Source organism: Aliarcobacter cryaerophilus ATCC 43158, from assembly GCF_003660105.1.
GTDB lineage: Bacteria > Campylobacterota > Campylobacteria > Campylobacterales > Arcobacteraceae > Aliarcobacter > Aliarcobacter cryaerophilus.
Window position 1 is genome coordinate 161,734 of the sequence record NZ_CP032823.1, and the last position, 17,117, is coordinate 178,850.

Annotated in this window: 14 protein-coding genes; 11 read left to right on the forward strand and 3 right to left on the reverse strand. The window is 27.3% G+C overall.

All coding sequences use genetic code 11. The annotated features are described in order from the left end of the window. Positions 1 to 5 precede the first annotated feature (5 nt). From neuB to ACRYA_RS00795, 8 genes are read left to right on the forward strand one after another with little or no spacing between them, the layout of a single operon-like run. Complete coding sequence (gene neuB / locus ACRYA_RS00760; RefSeq protein WP_105917171.1) at positions 6 to 1,004, forward strand: N-acetylneuraminate synthase; 999 nt, start codon at positions 6 to 8, stop codon at positions 1,002 to 1,004. Further along, on the forward strand, positions 1,001 to 2,161 hold the full coding sequence (gene neuC, locus ACRYA_RS00765; RefSeq protein ID WP_105917098.1) for a UDP-N-acetylglucosamine 2-epimerase: 1,161 nt from the start codon (positions 1,001 to 1,003) through the stop codon (positions 2,159 to 2,161). The genes neuB and neuC overlap by 4 nt, the downstream gene beginning before the upstream one ends. Before the next feature lies 1 nt (position 2,162). Further along, a complete protein-coding gene (locus ACRYA_RS00770) occupies positions 2,163 to 3,209 on the forward strand; it encodes a nucleotidyltransferase family protein (protein WP_105917099.1) in 1,047 nt (348 codons plus the stop codon). A 24-nt stretch (positions 3,210 to 3,233) separates the two neighbouring features. Further along, positions 3,234 to 4,346 (forward strand): N-acetyl sugar amidotransferase, encoded by a 1,113-nt coding sequence (locus ACRYA_RS00775; RefSeq protein ID WP_105917101.1) that lies wholly within the window; start codon positions 3,234 to 3,236, stop codon positions 4,344 to 4,346. Positions 4,347 to 4,360: 14 nt separating this feature from the next. Then, positions 4,361 to 5,269 carry a Gfo/Idh/MocA family protein gene (locus ACRYA_RS00780; protein WP_105917103.1) on the forward strand — a complete coding sequence of 303 codons (909 nt, stop codon included), beginning with the start codon at positions 4,361 to 4,363 and terminating at the stop codon, positions 5,267 to 5,269. Continuing rightward, positions 5,266 to 5,970, forward strand: coding sequence for an acylneuraminate cytidylyltransferase family protein (locus ACRYA_RS00785; RefSeq protein WP_105917105.1), 705 nt, complete (start codon positions 5,266 to 5,268; stop codon positions 5,968 to 5,970). Before ACRYA_RS00780 ends, ACRYA_RS00785 begins: the two co-directional genes overlap by 4 nt. Further along, on the forward strand, positions 5,963 to 6,733 hold the full coding sequence (locus ACRYA_RS00790) for an oxidoreductase (protein WP_105917107.1): 771 nt from the start codon (positions 5,963 to 5,965) through the stop codon (positions 6,731 to 6,733). Before ACRYA_RS00785 ends, ACRYA_RS00790 begins: the two co-directional genes overlap by 8 nt. 32 nt (positions 6,734 to 6,765) lie before the next feature. Continuing rightward, positions 6,766 to 8,805 carry a motility associated factor glycosyltransferase family protein gene (locus tag ACRYA_RS00795; RefSeq protein ID WP_105917109.1) on the forward strand — a complete coding sequence of 680 codons (2,040 nt, stop codon included), beginning with the start codon at positions 6,766 to 6,768 and terminating at the stop codon, positions 8,803 to 8,805. Between the two features lie 28 nt (positions 8,806 to 8,833). Here ACRYA_RS00795 and ACRYA_RS00800 read toward each other — a convergent pair whose 3' ends face one another. The 3 genes from ACRYA_RS00800 to trmA form a co-directional block, all read right to left on the reverse strand. After that, positions 8,834 to 9,739, reverse strand: a complete 906-nt coding sequence (locus tag ACRYA_RS00800; protein WP_105917110.1) for a flagellin N-terminal helical domain-containing protein — start codon at positions 9,737 to 9,739, stop codon at positions 8,834 to 8,836. Between the two features lie 160 nt (positions 9,740 to 9,899). Continuing rightward, complete coding sequence (locus tag ACRYA_RS00805) at positions 9,900 to 10,805, reverse strand: flagellin N-terminal helical domain-containing protein (RefSeq protein ID WP_105917111.1); 906 nt, start codon at positions 10,803 to 10,805, stop codon at positions 9,900 to 9,902. A 198-nt stretch (positions 10,806 to 11,003) separates the two neighbouring features. Next, complete coding sequence (gene trmA / locus ACRYA_RS00810; protein WP_105917113.1) at positions 11,004 to 12,131, reverse strand: tRNA (uridine(54)-C5)-methyltransferase TrmA; 1,128 nt, start codon at positions 12,129 to 12,131, stop codon at positions 11,004 to 11,006. An 87-nt stretch (positions 12,132 to 12,218) separates the two neighbouring features. Here trmA and ACRYA_RS00815 point away from each other — a divergent pair, with 87 nt between their 5' ends. From ACRYA_RS00815 to glmU, 3 genes are read left to right on the forward strand one after another with little or no spacing between them, the layout of a single operon-like run. Next, positions 12,219 to 13,781, forward strand: a complete 1,563-nt coding sequence (locus tag ACRYA_RS00815; protein ID WP_105917115.1) for a helicase-related protein — start codon at positions 12,219 to 12,221, stop codon at positions 13,779 to 13,781. A gap of 60 nt (positions 13,782 to 13,841) precedes the next feature. Beyond that, positions 13,842 to 15,785 (forward strand): ankyrin repeat domain-containing protein, encoded by a 1,944-nt coding sequence (locus tag ACRYA_RS00820; protein WP_105917117.1) that lies wholly within the window; start codon positions 13,842 to 13,844, stop codon positions 15,783 to 15,785. Positions 15,786 to 15,797: 12 nt separating this feature from the next. Beyond that, positions 15,798 to 17,114 carry a bifunctional UDP-N-acetylglucosamine diphosphorylase/glucosamine-1-phosphate N-acetyltransferase GlmU gene (glmU, locus tag ACRYA_RS00825; RefSeq protein ID WP_105917118.1) on the forward strand — a complete coding sequence of 439 codons (1,317 nt, stop codon included), beginning with the start codon at positions 15,798 to 15,800 and terminating at the stop codon, positions 17,112 to 17,114. The last annotated feature ends 3 nt before the right edge of the window (positions 17,115 to 17,117 follow it).

Below are 17,117 nucleotides of genomic sequence, written 5' to 3' on the forward strand. Positions count from 1 at the left end.
ATAAAATGGATAAAGTATTTATAATAGCAGAAGCTGGTGTTAATCATAATGGCAGTATTGAATTAGCTAAGAAGTTAATTGATGTAGCGGTTGAAGCAAAAGTAGATGCAGTGAAGTTTCAAACATTTAAAGCTGAAAATTTAGTTTCAAAAAATGCACAAAAAGCAGATTATCAAAAACAAACTACTAATAATTCGGAGTCTCAATTTGATATGATAAAAAAGCTTGAACTAGATGTGAATACACATAAAGAATTGATATCTTACTGCAAATCAAAAAATATTATGTTTTTATCAACTCCATTTGATCATGATAGCATTGAACTTTTAAATAGTTTAGGACTTGAAATATTTAAAATACCAAGTGGTGAGATTACAAATTTACCCTATCTTAGACATATTGGAAGATTAGATAAAAAAGTGATACTTTCAACTGGAATGGCAGATATTGGAGAGATTGAAGATGCTTTGGATATCTTAATAAATGCAGGAATAAAAAAAGAGAATATCACAGTTTTACATGCAAACACTATGTATCCAACTTCTATGGAAGATGTAAATTTAAAAGCTATGCTTACTATTGGAAATACATTTGATATTGCTTTTGGATATAGTGACCATACTTTAGGAATTGAAGTTCCAATTGCTGCTGTTGCTTTAGGTGCTTCTTGTATTGAAAAACATTTTACACTCGATTGTACTATGGATGGACCTGATCATAAAGCTAGTTTAGAACCAAATGAACTAAAAGCTATGGTAAAAGCAATACGAAATATAGAGTTAGCTTTGGGAAGTAGTGTTAAAAAACCATCAAAAAGTGAAATACCCAATATGCAAATAGCCAGAAAATCTATTGTTGCAAAATCAGATATTAAAAAAGGTGATATTTTAAGTGAAGAAAATATTACTATAAAAAGACCAGGGAATGGAATAAATCCTATGAGATGGGATGAAATAGTTGGAAGTGTTGCACTCAAAGACTACAAAGAAGATGAGTTAATATGAAAAGAAAGATTTGTGTAGTAACAGGAACAAGAGCAGAATATGGATTACTTTATTGGCTAATGAAAGAGATAGAAGCTGATAAGGAACTTGAACTTCAACTAATAGTTACAGGTATGCATTTAAGTCCTGAGTTTGGATTAACATACAAAGAGATAGAAAAAGAGTTTAGTGTGAATAAAAAAATAGAGATGCTTTTATCTAGTGATACTGCTATAGGTATTTCAAAATCTATGGGATTAGCTCAAATATCTTTTAGTGAAGCTTATGAAGAGTTAAAGCCAGATGTTTTAATAGTTCTTGGAGATAGATATGAGATATTTAGTGCAACAACTGCTGCTATGATAGCAAGAATTCCTATAGCTCATCTTCATGGTGGAGAGACAACTGAGGGAGCATTTGATGAATCAATAAGGCATAGTATTACAAAGATGAGTCATCTTCACTTTACAGCAACACAAGAGTATAAAAATAGAGTAATTCAGCTAGGTGAAGATCCTTCTAGAGTTTTTAATGTTGGTGGTATGGGAATTGAAAATATAAAAAGACTTAAACTTATATCTAAAGATGAGTTTGAAAAATCAATAGAGTTTAACCTTAATATTAAAAATATCTTAGTTACTTTTCATCCAGTTACTTTAGAAAAATCTACTGCTAAAAATCAGTTTAAAGAGCTACTAGACGCAATAGATGAACTTAAAGATACAAATATTATATTTACAAAAGCAAATAGTGATACAGATGGAAGAGTTATAAATAAAATGATTGATGAGTATGTAACTAAAAACTCTCATAAATCTATTGGATTTACATCTTTGGGACAATTAAGATATTTAAGTGCTTTACAATATGTAGATGCCGTTGTAGGAAATAGTTCTAGTGGCTTAGCAGAAGCACCAAGTTTTAAAATAGGAACTATAAATATAGGGGATAGACAAAAAGGAAGAATAAAAGCATCTAGCTTGATTGATTGTGAACCAAATAAAGGTTCTATTTTACAAGCATTTGATAGATTATATTCAAAAGAGTTTCAAGAAACTTTAAGAACTACAATAAATCCATATGGTGATGGATGTTCTAGTAAAAAAATAGTTGAAATTTTAAAAAGTGTAGATTTGAAAAATATACTTAAAAAATCTTTTTATGATTTAAGGGGTTAAAATGGAAAATATAGAAAATATAAAAATAGGTATTAATTCAACAATAAAAGAAGCATTACAAATAATTAACCAAGGTGCTATTCAGATAGCTTTAGTAGTAGATGATAATGATAGATTAATAGGAACTCTTACAGATGGTGATATAAGAAGGGGGCTTTTAAAAAATTATACTTTAGATGATACTATAAATGATTTATATTTTAAAAACCCCATAACATCTTTAAATACTGAGCCAAAAGATAAAATAATACAAAAAGCTATAAAAAATCAAATTTATCAAATTCCAATTGTAGATGAAAATAATGTTTTAGTTGATATAGTAAATTTAGCAACTTTGCTTAAAACTACAAATAAGAGAAATAGAGTTATTTTAATGGCTGGAGGACTTGGAACAAGACTAAGACCACTTACAGAAGATACTCCAAAGCCTATGTTAAAAGTTGGTAATAAGCCTATATTAGAAACAATTATTAAAAATTTCGCAAGTCATGGATTTGTTAATATTACAATTAGTTTAAACTACAAAGGTGATATTATAAAAAATTATTTCAAAGATGGAAGTGATTTTGGTGTAAATATAGATTATATTGAAGAGAATAGTAGGTTGGGAACAGCAGGAGCATTAAGTCTTCTAAAAGATAAACCAAATGAACCTTTTTTTGTAATGAATGGAGATTTATTGACAGATGTAAATTTTTCAAATTTATTAGATTTCCACTCTTTTGCAAATGCAAATGCTACTATGTGTGTAAGAGAGTATGAATATTCAATTCCTTATGGAGTAGTAGAAATAAATGAAGATAATATAATTTCAATAGTTGAAAAACCTGTAAAAAAATTTTTTGTAAATGCAGGAATTTATGTTTTATCTCCAAATATCTTTGAATTTATTCCAAAAAATGAGTTTTTTGATATGCCAACGCTTTTTAATATGTTGATAGAAAAAGAAAGAAAAATTTTATCTTTTCCTATTCATGAATATTGGCTTGATATTGGAAGAATTGAAGAGTATAAAAAAGCTAATGATGAGTATAGTGAAGTTTTTTAAATCAAATAAAAGGGAGAATTAAATATGAAATATTGTGTTAAGTGTGTTATGCCAAGTACTAGACCAGGTATTACGTTTGATGAAAATGGAGTTTGTGCTGCTTGTCAATCTTATGAAAATAGAAAAAATGTTGATTATAAAAAAAGATGGCAAGAATTAGAATCTCTTTGTAATAAATATAGAGGTATGAATGGACCAAACGGTTATGACTGTATGATAGCAGTATCAGGTGGTAAAGATAGCCATTTTCAAACATATATTATGAAAGAAAAAATGGGTATGAATCCTCTTTTAGTATCTGTTGAAGATAATTTTCCTATGACAAATGCAGGAGTACATAATTTAAAAAATATCTCTGAAGCTTTTGGTTGTGATTTAATATCTATGAAACCAAATATTCAAGCTCAAAAAAAGATTGGAAAATATACATTTGAAAAATATGGTAAACCAACATATTTTATAGATAGATATATTTATACTTATCCGCTTCATATGGCTGTTAGATTTAATACTCCCCTTCTAGTTTATGGAGAAAATATTGCTTATGAATATGGTGGAGCAGGAGCTATTGAAACATATTCATCAAAAGATCAAATAAATAATGGTGTAGGAAGTGGAATACCAACAAAAGAGCTTTTAGATATTGGTATTGAGCAAAAGAGTTTAAATTTTTTTGAACCACCACATCAAAAAGATATTGATAAGCTAGACCCAATATATCTTAGTTACTTTTTAGAATGGAGTAGTTTTGATAACTACCAAATTGCAAAAAAACATGGTTTTCATGATTTAACTCATGAATGGATTAGAACTCATCATGTTGAACAATTTGATCAAGTTGATACTCCTGCATATTTAGTTCATTCTTGGATGAAATACCCTAAATTTGGACATGCAAGTGCAACAGATTATAGTGCAAGAATGGTAAGATATGGAATGCTTACTAGAGAGGAAGCTATACAACTTGTTAAAAAACATGATCATGATTTAGATCCAAGAAGTGTAAGAGAATTTTGTCAATTCTTTGGATACAGTGAAAAAGAGTTTTGGGAAATTATAGATAATAACTATAACCAAGATATTTTTGAGAGAAAAAACAATGGTAATTGGAAATTAAAAAATAGTAAATTTATTTAATTAGGTACTAAAATTTGAAAGTTTTAATTATAGGTTTTGGATCTATTGGAAAAAGACATTATGAGGTTTTATCTCAATTATCTGAAGTTCAAAATATAGATTTAGTCACTAAACAAAATATTGAAGATAAAAATTGCTATATAAATTTAGAAATTATAAAAAATATAGAAGAGTATGATTACTTTGTAATAGCATCAAAAACTAATAAACATTTTGAACAATTAAATTTTTTAGAAAAAAATGTTAAAGATAAATTAATCTTTTGTGAGAAACCACTTTTTGAATCAAAACAAGATTTAGAAATAAAAAATAATAGATTATTTATTGGTTATGTTCTTAGATTTCATCCATTACTAGAAAAACTAAAAGAATTTGTAAAAAATGAGAAGATTATTTTATTAAATGCTAAATGTGGACAATACTTACCTTCTTGGAGAGTAGATACAGATTATAGAAAATGCTATAGTTCAAAAAAAGAAGAAGGTGGTGGAGTACTTTTAGATTTAAGTCATGAGATAGACTATGTTCAATGGTTGTGTGGACAAATTAATGAACTACAAAGCTATCAAGTAAAAATCTCAGATTTAGAGATAAATTCTGATGATTTAACTATGTTAATAGGAAAAACTAATCAAGATATTTTTATAAATATTTCTATTGATTATATAAGTAAAATAACACATAGAAAATTACTAATAGAAACTTTAGAATATACTTACGAATTAGATTTTATTGAAAATAAATTAATTAAGAAAGATAAAACTGGATTTGAAGAGATATTTTCTTCTTTAAATCTAAAAAGAAATTATATGTTTGAACAAATGCATTTAGATATTTTTAATCAACAAAAAAATATCTGTACTTTTAAAGAAGCTTTGGAAGTGATGCAGACTATTTCAACTATACAGGAGCAAAATCTATGAGTAATGTTTTATGCACAATTTGTGCAAGAGGTGGAAGTAAAGGTGTTAAAAATAAAAACATCAAAGAACTTCATGGTAAACCACTTATTGCTTATACAATCGAACAAGCAAAAGCATCAGGACTTTTTGAACATATTGTTATTAGTACAGATAGTGATGATATAGCAAATGTAGCAAAACAGTATGGGGCAGAAGTGTTTTTTAAAAGAAGTTCTGAAATGGCAAGTGATACAGCAGGTAAACTTGATGTGATAAGAGATGCTTTTAAAAGAAGTGAAGAGTATTATAATAAAACTTTTGATTATTTGATAGACTTAGATGCTACAGCACCACTTAGGCTGACAGAAGATATAATAGATTCATTTAATCAGTTTAAAGAAAATAACAATGATAACTTAATCACAGCAATGCCAAGTAGGAGAAGTCCATATTTTAATCTTGTTGAGCAAGATGAAAATGGAAAGGTGTATTTATCAAAAAAACTAGATAACAAAATTATTAGAAGACAAGATGCTCCAAAATCTTATGATATGAATGCATCGATTTATATATGGAAAAGAGATATTATTTTAAATGAAATATCTATTTTTTTAGAAAAAACAGGATTATATGTGATGCCAGAAGAGAGATCAATAGATATAGATACAGAGTTTGATTTTAAATTTGTAGATTTTTTAATGAAGGAAAATAAAAATGCTTAAAGATAAGGTTGTAGTAATAACAGGTGGAGCTGGACTTATAGGGAAAGAGTTTGTAAAAGCAATTATTGAAAATAAAGGTATTGCAATAATAGCTGATATAAATGAACAAATTGGACAAGAAGTAAAAGAAAATTTGTCAAAAGAGTTAAATACTACAAATATAGATTTTATAAAACTTGATATTACTTCAAAAGAATCTTTAAATAAATGTATAAACTATCTAGATAAAAAATATAAAAAAATAGATGCTTTGGTAAATAATGCATATCCTAGAAATAAAAATTATGGAAAACATTTTTTTGATGTTGAATATGAAGATTTCATACAAAATCTAGGTCTTAACTTGGGTGGATACTTTTTAACATCTCAATGTTTTTCAAAGTATTTTAAAAAGCAATCTTATGGTAACATTATAAATATTAGCTCAATTTATGGAGTAGTTGCTCCAAAATTTGAAGTATATGAAAATACTTCTATGACAATGCCAGTAGAGTATGCAGCTATTAAATCAGGGCTTATACACTTAACAAAGTATATGGCAAAATATTTTAAGTGTATGAATATAAGAGTAAACTCTTTGAGCCCAGGTGGAATATTAGATAAACAACCAGAAGCTTTTTTGGAAAAATACAAAGAAAAGTGTTTAAATAAGGGAATGCTAGAAAATAGTGATTTAAAAGGAACCTTAGTTTATTTATTAAGTGATATGAGTAAATATGTAAATGGTCAAAATATTATAGTTGATGATGGGTTTAGTTTATAAAAATTAATAAGTATTTATATAAAGGATAAAAAATGGAAGAAGCACAATTAGAACTACAAAATGCACTAACAACGACATTTCTAGCAAATTTAGCATTCTTAAGTGAGTATGACAATGAACTTTACCATAGGGTAGATGAGTTATCAAGAATGATTGAAAATGGTACTTATAGAGAAAGATATGCTTTAGAATTTAATATGCAAGATGGAGATTTTGATATTTATGATATTGTACATGATAAATATTTGTATAATAAGTCTCCAAAAAAATTTAATAATGATTTAATTAGAAAAGTAGATTTTGATGAAAAAAGTTCTATTTTAAATGTCTCAAAGCATTTTTTATATGAATTTCAAGAAGAAGTTGATAGGAAAGATAGATTTAATTTTGAAGATACAGATTTTGTATCTGCTATGACTTTTAATGATACTTGGGAATATTCGAAGATTACAAATGATTTCTTGATAAACCGAAAAAGAAGATTAAAAGATATAAAGAAATTTATATTTATGGGAACACTTTTAGGAAGGCATATCCCTAGAATTGCAAGAAAAATAGATGCAAAAATATATTTAGTATTAGAAAGAAATTTAGAAATTTTTAGACTATCTTTGTTTACTGTAGATTACACAATATTAGCGGGAAATGATGGAGTTATTTTCTCAATTATGGATGATACTAATAATCTTGAGAAAAAAATAATGAGGTTTTTAAATATTGGAAATTTAGAAAATTATATATTAAAGTTTTCTACAACAAACATAAATGTAGGTGAATATATAGATACTATTTTAAAAACTTTAACTACTCTAGATCCTACAACTTATGATTACAATAGAAGAATGTATGTTCATTTAAACAGATCTACAAAATATGTAAAAGATGGTTATAAAATTTTGCTTTTTAATAAGCTAAAAAATGACTTTAATTTTTTTAAAAATATTCCAATATTATATTTAGCAGCAGGTCCTTCTTTAGATGAGAACATAGATTGGATTAAAAAGAATCAAAATAAATTTTTTATAGTAACTATTGGTGCAGCATATAAAAAATTGTTAGCAAATAATATTCGTATAGATATAATTACATCTTTAGATGAATCGCATTTTTTAACTACTATGCAGTTTGATGATGAAAGTGTTTCTAAAATAAGCAAAGATACTATTATTTTATCTGGAAATATGACAAATGAAGGTGTACTAAAAAAATTTAATCAAGAAAACCTATTTTTATTTGAGTTATATAAATCTATTAATAAAGATAATATATCTTTTAGTGGTTATAGTATAGGAGAAATAACTTTAGATATACTTCTTCATTTTAATGCTAAAAATATTTACTTAATAGGGCTTGATTTAGCATTAAATCAAGAGACAGGAGATAGCCACGCAAAAGGATCTGATTCTATTACATCTAGTTTAAATTTAGATGAAGAACAAAGTAGGGATACTTTTAGTCAAATAGATAGTCTAATACAAACAAAAGGAAATCATAGTGACTTTGTATTCACAACTCCATTATTCTTTTCATCAATACAATCTGCTAATGGTAAGCTAAGTAAAAAAGAAGAAGATGTTAATGTGTATAATATGTCTCTCCATGGTGCATATTTTGAAAATACAATTCCAATAAAACAAAATGAAGTAAATACTGAAATTTTGAAAGAGATAGTAGGCTTTGAAAGTAAAACTTTTTTGTCTAACCTAACAAAATATTCTATAAAAGAGTTATCTGAAGAATCTAAAAAAGAGATAGAAAATGAGATAATTTTTTTAGAAAATGAAGTTTTAAAAAAAGTAAAAGATATTTCAAAAAAGGATTATAAAACGTTTACTCTACTTTTTCAAGATACAATAGAGATTACTTTTATAATTAATGATAGCATGTATAAAAGTTTTTTTCAAATAATAGTTGGTCATTTTCAGATAGTAATTCCATATCTATTTTATCATTTTAACGATATTAAAGTAAGAAATGAAGAAAAGAAAGTAAAAAAGATAAAAGATATTTTTGTTAAACAAATAACTAATTTAGTAAACGATTATGTAATTTGCTTAAAAAGAGTTTTATAAAGATAATAAAACTGGATTGTCTCCAGTTTTATTGTAAAAGCCTTAACACATTCTGAGATACTGCATTTGACTGGCTAATTGCATAAGATCCAGCTTGCGATATAATATTTAGCTTGTTGAAGTTTGCACTTTCTTCAGCATAATCAACATCTCTAATAACTGATTCAGCATTTTTTATATTTGTAGCTTGAGTCATAAGATTTCTAACTGCACTTTCAACTTGATTTTGAGTAGAACCTATATCACCTCTATAGCCATTTAGTTTTGTAATAGCACTATCTACATTATTCATATAAGCACTTGCCATTGTTCTTGTAAATCCATTTGTAGTTACTGTTTTACCATCACTAGATATTGTAGCAGTAGCTCCAGCTGATACATCAGTTTTTAAACTATTTAAAGAATAACCAGAAATATTCGCTTGAATAGATTTTGTACTAATTATATCTGTATTGCTCTCTCCAATTTGGAATGTTAAACCATCAGAACTAGCAGTATCAGTTGCTGCACTTCCCATACCTTTTTGTAAAAGAGCAGTACCATTGTAGTTTGTTTGTTTTGCAATATTATTTAATTGATCAAGCAATTTATTAACATCTTTTGCAATAGCAACCCTACCAATAGAAGAAGTAGTATCAGTATTTGCCTGTATTAGTTTTGCTTTTACCGTATCTAGAATTTTTGATTGCTCAGCCATAGATTTATCAGCAATTTGAAGTAACGCAATAGCTGAGTTACCATTTGAAATACCTTGATTTAAAGATGTAACTTGAGTTCTAAGTTTATCAGCAATTGCAAGACCAGAAGCATCATCGCTAGCTTTATTGATTTTTAAACCAGTAGAAAGCCTTTCTAAAGAGCTAGATATACTTCTATTCGTATTCGTTGCTGCTTCTTGGGCTGTAAGAGAAGATATATTTGTGTTAATTTTCATAAGTTTGTCCTTAGTTTTGATTTATTTCACAGTGTAAATAAAACTTAATTACATAATTATTGCAAACTAATTCATAAAATTAGTTTAAATGAAAATTAAAAATAGTAAAAGTGGAGAAAAACTCCACTTTTTTAATAAAAGAGAACTAAAAGCTATTTAATTATTGAAGTAGTCTTAGAACATTTTGTTGAGTTGCATTTGATTGGCTAATCGCATACGACCCAGCTTGAGATATAATATTTAACTTATTAAAGTTTGCACTCTCTTCAGCATAATCAACATCACGGATAATAGACTCGGCCGCCTTTATATTTGTAGATTGAGTCATAAGATTTCTAACCGCACTTTCAACTTGGTTTTGAGTAGAACCTATATCCCCTCTAAATCCATTTAGCTTTGTAATAGCATTATCAATTTGAAGTTGTGCAGCACTAGCCATTGTTCTTGTAAATCCATTTGCAGTTACTGTTTTACCATCACTAGAAACTGTAGCAGTAGCTCCAGCAGATGCATTGTCTTTTAAACTATTTAAAGAATAACCAGTAACATTTGCTTGAATAGATTTTGTACTAATTATATCTGTATTGCTCTCCCCAATTTGGAATGTTAAACCAGCAGAACTCACAGTATCAGTTGCCGCACTTCCCATACCTTTTTGTAAAAGAGCAGTACCATTGTAGTTTGTTTGTTTTGCAATATTATTTAATTGATCAAGTAATTTATTAACATCTTTTGCAATAGCAACTCTACCAACTGATGAAGTAGTATCCGTATTAGCTTGAATTAATTTAGACTTTATAGTGTCTAGAATTTTTCCTTGCTCAGCCATAGATTTATCAGCAATTTGAAGTAAAGCAATAGCTGAGTTACCATTTGAAATACCTTGGTTTATAGATGTAACTTGAGTTCTAAGTTTATCAGCAATTGCAAGACCAGAAGCATCATCAGAAGCCTTGTTGATTCTTAAACCAGTAGAAAGTTTTTCTAAAGAACTAGAAATACTGTTGTTTGTGATTTTAGCAGCTTCTTGAGCTCCTAGAGAAGATATGTTTGTATTAATTCTCATAATAAATCCTTTGTGAATTTGTAAAATAGTTTATGAATATTTAAAAAATATCCAAGCCTAAAACCTTCTAGTTTTACCTAGCATAGATTGCAAAATCTCTTTTACTATCTTCGGATTGAATTCAACCCTAAATTTATAAACGAAGTATTATATAACTTTTCTTAAAATTAGTTTAAATTTTATATAGTAATGAATATTTTATGATTTTATTTTTAAAATCACACCACTTTCTATATGTTGAGTAAATGCAAATTGATCAAACAGGGCAAATCTTACTATTTTATGAGTTTTTAAAAGTTCTTGTAAATCTCTATGCAGAGTTTCAGGGTTGCAAGATATATATATTATATTTTCGAAATTTTTTGCTAAAGCTCTTGTTGTATCATCAAGTCCACTTCTTGGTGGGTCCATAAAAATAGTATCAAAATCATAAGATTTTAAATCTATATTTTTTAGTCTATTAAAAGCTCGAACTTCATTTAAAGCTTCCACGAACTCTTCTGAGCTCATTCTTATAAAATCTATATTTTCTATATTGTTTAAAGCACAATTTCTAAGAGCTGATTTTATAGATGTTTTTGAAATCTCTGTTGCTAATACTTTATTGAATTTTTTTGAAAGAGCAATTGTGAAGTTTCCACCTCCACAATAAAGCTCACATAAATCTTTATTTGATTTTTCTATATTATTCAAGACCCATTCAATCATCTGTACATTTACATCTGTATTTGGTTGAGTAAAACCATTTTCTTCATAGGCAAATTTAAACTCTTGATTATTTATATTTAAGCTCTCATTTATAAAATCACTACTTAAAACTATTTTTTGTTTTCTACTTCTTCCAATAATTTTTATACCGAATTTTTGCTCAATCTGTTTTGCCAAACTTATCCACTCATCTTCAAGTTTTTTGTGATAAATCAAAGTTACAAGCATATCAGAAGTTGAACTAACCAAAAACTCAATAGAAAAAAGCCTAAAAGATAAAATCATAGATTTTTGAAGTTCATCCAAAAGTTTTGGCATAAGATTTGCTATATTTAAGCTTACAATAGAGCAAGAGTCTATTTTTAGAATCTCTTTATTAAAATCATTCATAGCGTAAGATAAAATATCTTTATTATTTTGCTCATCTTTTTCCCACCAAACTCTAAATTCAACACGATTCCTGAAGTTTCTTTCAGAACTTTTTATAATATCAAAATCTAAAGCAGTAAGATTTGAAAATCTATTTTTTTCTCTTTGTATTTTGTAGTTTAGTTGTTCATCATAATTTTTATCATAAAGTGTACAAGAGGCACAAAGCCCAAAATATTTGCATGTCATAAAATATATCCCTTTTTTAAAAAGTGTATTATATGTAAATATTGGTAAAAGTAGATATAATCGCTTAATATTTAAAAAGAAGAGTTTATGAAAGAAAATTGGCAAGAGCAACTAAAAGATTTATTAAATTGTGATTTAAAAACACTATATCCACTAGCAAGAAGTATGAACAGAAAACTGGAATTTTATGTAGGACCTACAAATAGTGGAAAGACATATAACGCTATGAAAAAGCTAAAAGAGGCAAATAGTGGATTATATCTTGCTCCTTTGAGGCTTTTAGCACTTGAAGGGTATGAAGACTTAAAAGAGTCAAAAATAGAAGCTTCACTAATAACAGGTGAAGAGCAACAATTATGTGAAGATGCAGCACATATTTGCTCAACTATTGAGATGTTAGATTTTGATTTAGAAGTTGATGTTGCAGTTATTGATGAAGTTCAAATGCTTGAAGACAACGATAGAGGTTGGGCTTGGGTAAATGCTATTATTGGAGTTCCTGCAAAAAAAGTTATTATGACTGGAAGTGTAAATGCTCTTGAAGCTGTAAAAAAAATAGTTCAATATTTAGATGAAGAGTTAGAAGTTGTAAGACATAAAAGAAAAAATCCTTTGTTGGTTCTTGAAAAATGGACACCCCTTGAAAAACTTGAAAATGCAACTGCCTTGATAGCTTTTTCAAGAGCTGAAGTTTTAAAACTCAAACAAAAATTGCAAAAAAAATACTCTGTATCTGTAATTTATGGAAATTTATCTCCTGAAGTTAGACGTGATGAAGCAAGTAGATTTAGACGAGGTGAGAGTCAAATTTTAATTGCAACAGATGCTATAAGTATGGGATTAAATCTTCCAATTAAGACAATTTTGTTTACAACGGATACAAAATTTGATGGAGTTAGTAAAAGAAAAATAAGTGTAAATGAGATAGTTCAAATTGCAGGTCGTGCTGGAAGATTTGGACTTTTTGAAGCTGGATATTTAGGATCAACAAGAAGAGATGTTTTAGAATATATCAAAGATGAGTTTGAAGCACCAATTAGAACTATAAAACCACCTTTTAAAGTAAAGATAAATAACTCTCAACTAGAAAATCTTTCAATGCATTTAAAAACAAAATCACTTACAAAAGTTTTAAACTTTTTTGCTTTAAACATGAAATTTGCTGGTCCTTTTGAAGCAGCAAATTTATCTAGTATGCTTGAAGCTTCGAGAATTGTTGATAGTAAAGATGGTTTGAGTTTGGAAGAGAAATATCTTTTGGCACAAGCTCCAATTACTACAAAATCAACTATTATTGTCCAAGCCTATAACTCATATATAGCAAGTGTGATTAAAAAACGACCAAATCACTATAAGCCATCTATTACTTTACCAAAAAAGGCAATTACACAAAAAGATTTGCTTTTGGTTGAAGATGAAGTAAAAAAAATATCTTTGTATCTTTGGCTTTCGTATAAGTTGCCTGATCTTTTTCCTGACCATGATAAGGCTTTTATTTTGAGAGAATCTTTTAATAGATTTATTGAAAAATCTTTAAAAGGTGTTTTAATAGATGAAAAAAGAGATGAAAAACCTTTTTATAAAGATAAAGATAAAGGAAAAGAAGATAAAAAAAATAATTTTTATTCTAGAGGAAGAAAAAGAGTTTAATATATTTTTTGATAGAATATATCCATAATAAAGATGAATATTTAGAATAAGGAAAGTATTGTGCTAGGTTTTTTTAGAGCCGATGAAGATGCATTTGTAAAAGAGTTGATGTCTTCAAATATCAATATCGATAAACTCAAAAAATATATTGCAAATGGTGTAAATATAAATGGAGTAGATGAAAAAGGTAGGAACTATCTTTTTTTCTTTGCTGCTAAAAAAAATTTTAATGCAATAAAAATTTTGATAAGCCTCGGTATAGATATGTATAAAGAGGATAAGCTTGGTAAAACAGTACTAAGTGAGGCTTGTGAAAAATATGATTTTATGATGATAAAATTTTTACTAGACAATGGTTTTGATGGAAATAGAAAAAACTCTGCTGGTAGAACAGTATTGCAAGATAGTGTACTTTTAGGAAATGATAAAGTTTTTCAAATACTTTTAAACTATAATTTGGATTTTGATATAAAAGATAATGATGGCAGAAACGTAGTTTTTGATGCTATAGAAAATGGAAATTTAGAGACTTTGAAAAAAGTTATTGACAATGTAAAAGATATAAATGCAGTAGATAAAAATGGACAAACAGCACTTTTTGAAGCTGTTTTAAAAGATGATTTAAGGCTTGCCTTGGCTTTGATAAATATTGGAATAAATCTAAATATTTTAGATAAAAATGGTCAAAATGTATTGTATAACACAATTTTGCAAGGTATGAAAAATGAGATACTTCTAAAGCATTTAGCAAAAAGAGGAATAAATCTTAATGTTGTCGATAATAGAGATAAGTCTATTTTAGATGAAATTTTTTATATAATGGTTTTACAAAAATATGATAAAGATATTGAAGATAAAAGATATGTACTTATAAATCCAAAAGATGATTACTTATCTTTGGCTCTTCAAATTATTGAATTAGGATTTAAAGTTGATACTTTAGATAAATATGGAAAAACTGCTTTACAAAAAGAGTTAGAGAGAAAAAATTTTGTAAATGCAGAGTTTTTATTAAATTGTGGAGCTAGTTTAAATATTTTTGATGAACATCACAGAAGTTTATTTCATATAGAGGTATTAAAGGGCTATTCAAATAATAAAATAATAGATTTTTTAATCCTAAAAGGTGCAAATTTAAACCAAAGAGATAAATATTTTAGAACAATTGTAGACAATCTTATAGAAATTATCTTAATCTCAAAAGGCGAAAAAACAAGAAATCAAAGTTTAGATGAATATATACAAGAAGATGGTGGATTTGATATCTTATTAAAAAAACTATTAGTTTATGAAGCTGATATAAGCTATACAAGAGTAGATGGAAAAAATATAGTTTTTGATTTGGTTCCTTATGATAGTTTTGAAATTCTTGATATTTTGGTTGAGTATAAAGTAGATTTAAACCACAAAGATTTTGATGGAAATACTCCTTTGATGTATATGGTTGATGAGGGTTTAAGAATAGAAGATAGAACTTTGAAAGCATATTTTATAAAAAGATTACAGAATTTTCTAAAATATAGAATAAATATGGATATTCAAGATAAAGATGGAAGAACTGTTATTCATAAAGCTGTAATAGCTGATGATTTGGTTATTGTTGAAAAATTAATGATAAAAAAAGCAAATCTTGATATAAAAGATAACCACGGAAGAACGGCACTTCATCACACTCAATGGAAAGGAAACTATGAGATAGCAAGATGGTTAATTCTAGCAGGTGCAAATATGAATGAACCTGATAATAGTGGATTTAATATATTAAACTATGCCGCAATTTTAGGACATACTAGACTTGTAATAACTCTTATCTCTTCTGGAGTTTTGATGTACAATAACAATCCAAAAAATAAAAAAGTAGCTGAATTTTTCAAAAGTAAAGAGAAGATACTTGATAAATTAGTTGCAGCAGAAGATATTAGTGATAGTAAGATGAAAAATGCTCTTATTGAAGTTGTTACAAACTTTAAAAAAGAGATAAATGAAGCTTTGCTTAAAAAATAATAAGGAATTTTTTTGAATCAAAAATCTATAATAATCCTTGCAGCTGGACAGGGAACAAGAATGAAATCAGGTACACCAAAGGTTTTACATAAAATCTCTGGAAAACCTATGATTTATTACTCAATAAAAGAGGCTTTAAAATTAAGTGATGATATTACAGTTGTTTTATATCATCAATTTGAAAAAGTTAAATCTGAAATAGAAAAATATTTTTCAAACATAAATTTTGTAATTCAAGACCATAAAAACTATCCAGGAACTGGTGGAGCAGTTATGGGAATAACACCAAAATATGAGAAAACTTTGGTTTTAAATGGAGATATGCCTTTAATTCAAGCAAGTGAACTTGAAAAATTTGATATAGAAAATGCAACTATTATAATGTCTGTTTTAGAGTTAGAAAGTGCAGATGGTTATGGAAGAGTAATTATTGAAAATGGAAATGTAAAAAAAATAGTTGAGCAAAAAGATGCTTCAAAAGAAGAGCTAAAAATCAACAAAGCAAATGCTGGAATTTATCAGTTTGAGACAAAATTCTTACTTGAAAATTTACCAAAGTTAAACAACAATAATAATCAAAAAGAGTACTACATAACAGACTTAGTTGAGATGGCGATAAAGCAAAGTAAAATTCTAAAACCACTTGTTGTAAATGAAGAGAATTTTAAAGGGGTAAACTCTAAAGTTGAGCTTGCCGATGCTGAAGTAATTCACCAAAATAGAATTAAAAAAGAGTTTTTAAAAGCAGGTGTTATTATGAGACTGCCTGATACTATCTATATAGAAGAGGGTGTGCAAATTGAAGGTGAATCAATTATTGAAAATGGTGTAAGTCTTCTTGGAAATTCAAAAATTATAAACTCACATATAAAAACAAATAGTGTTGTTGAAGATTCAATAATTATTGATAGTGATATTGGACCAATGGCACGAATACGACCTCTAAGTGAAATAAATAAAACACATATAGGAAACTTTGTTGAGACAAAAAAAGCTATTTTAACTGGTGTAAAAGCTGGGCATTTGAGTTATTTGGGAGATTGTATTATAGCTGAGGGTACAAATATTGGTTGCGGGACAATTACTTGTAACTATGATGGGATAAATAAATATCAAACAATAATTGGTAAAAATGTTTTTGTAGGAAGTGATACGCAGTTTGTTGCACCTGTAAAAATTGAAGATGATGTTTTAATAGCTGCTGGATCTTGTGTAACAGGAAATATAAAAAAAGGTGAACTTTATTTAACAAGAGCAAAAGCAAAAACTATTGATGGTTATTTTTATAAACATTTTGATAAAGCCAAAAAAGCAAAAGAAGAGAAATAAATA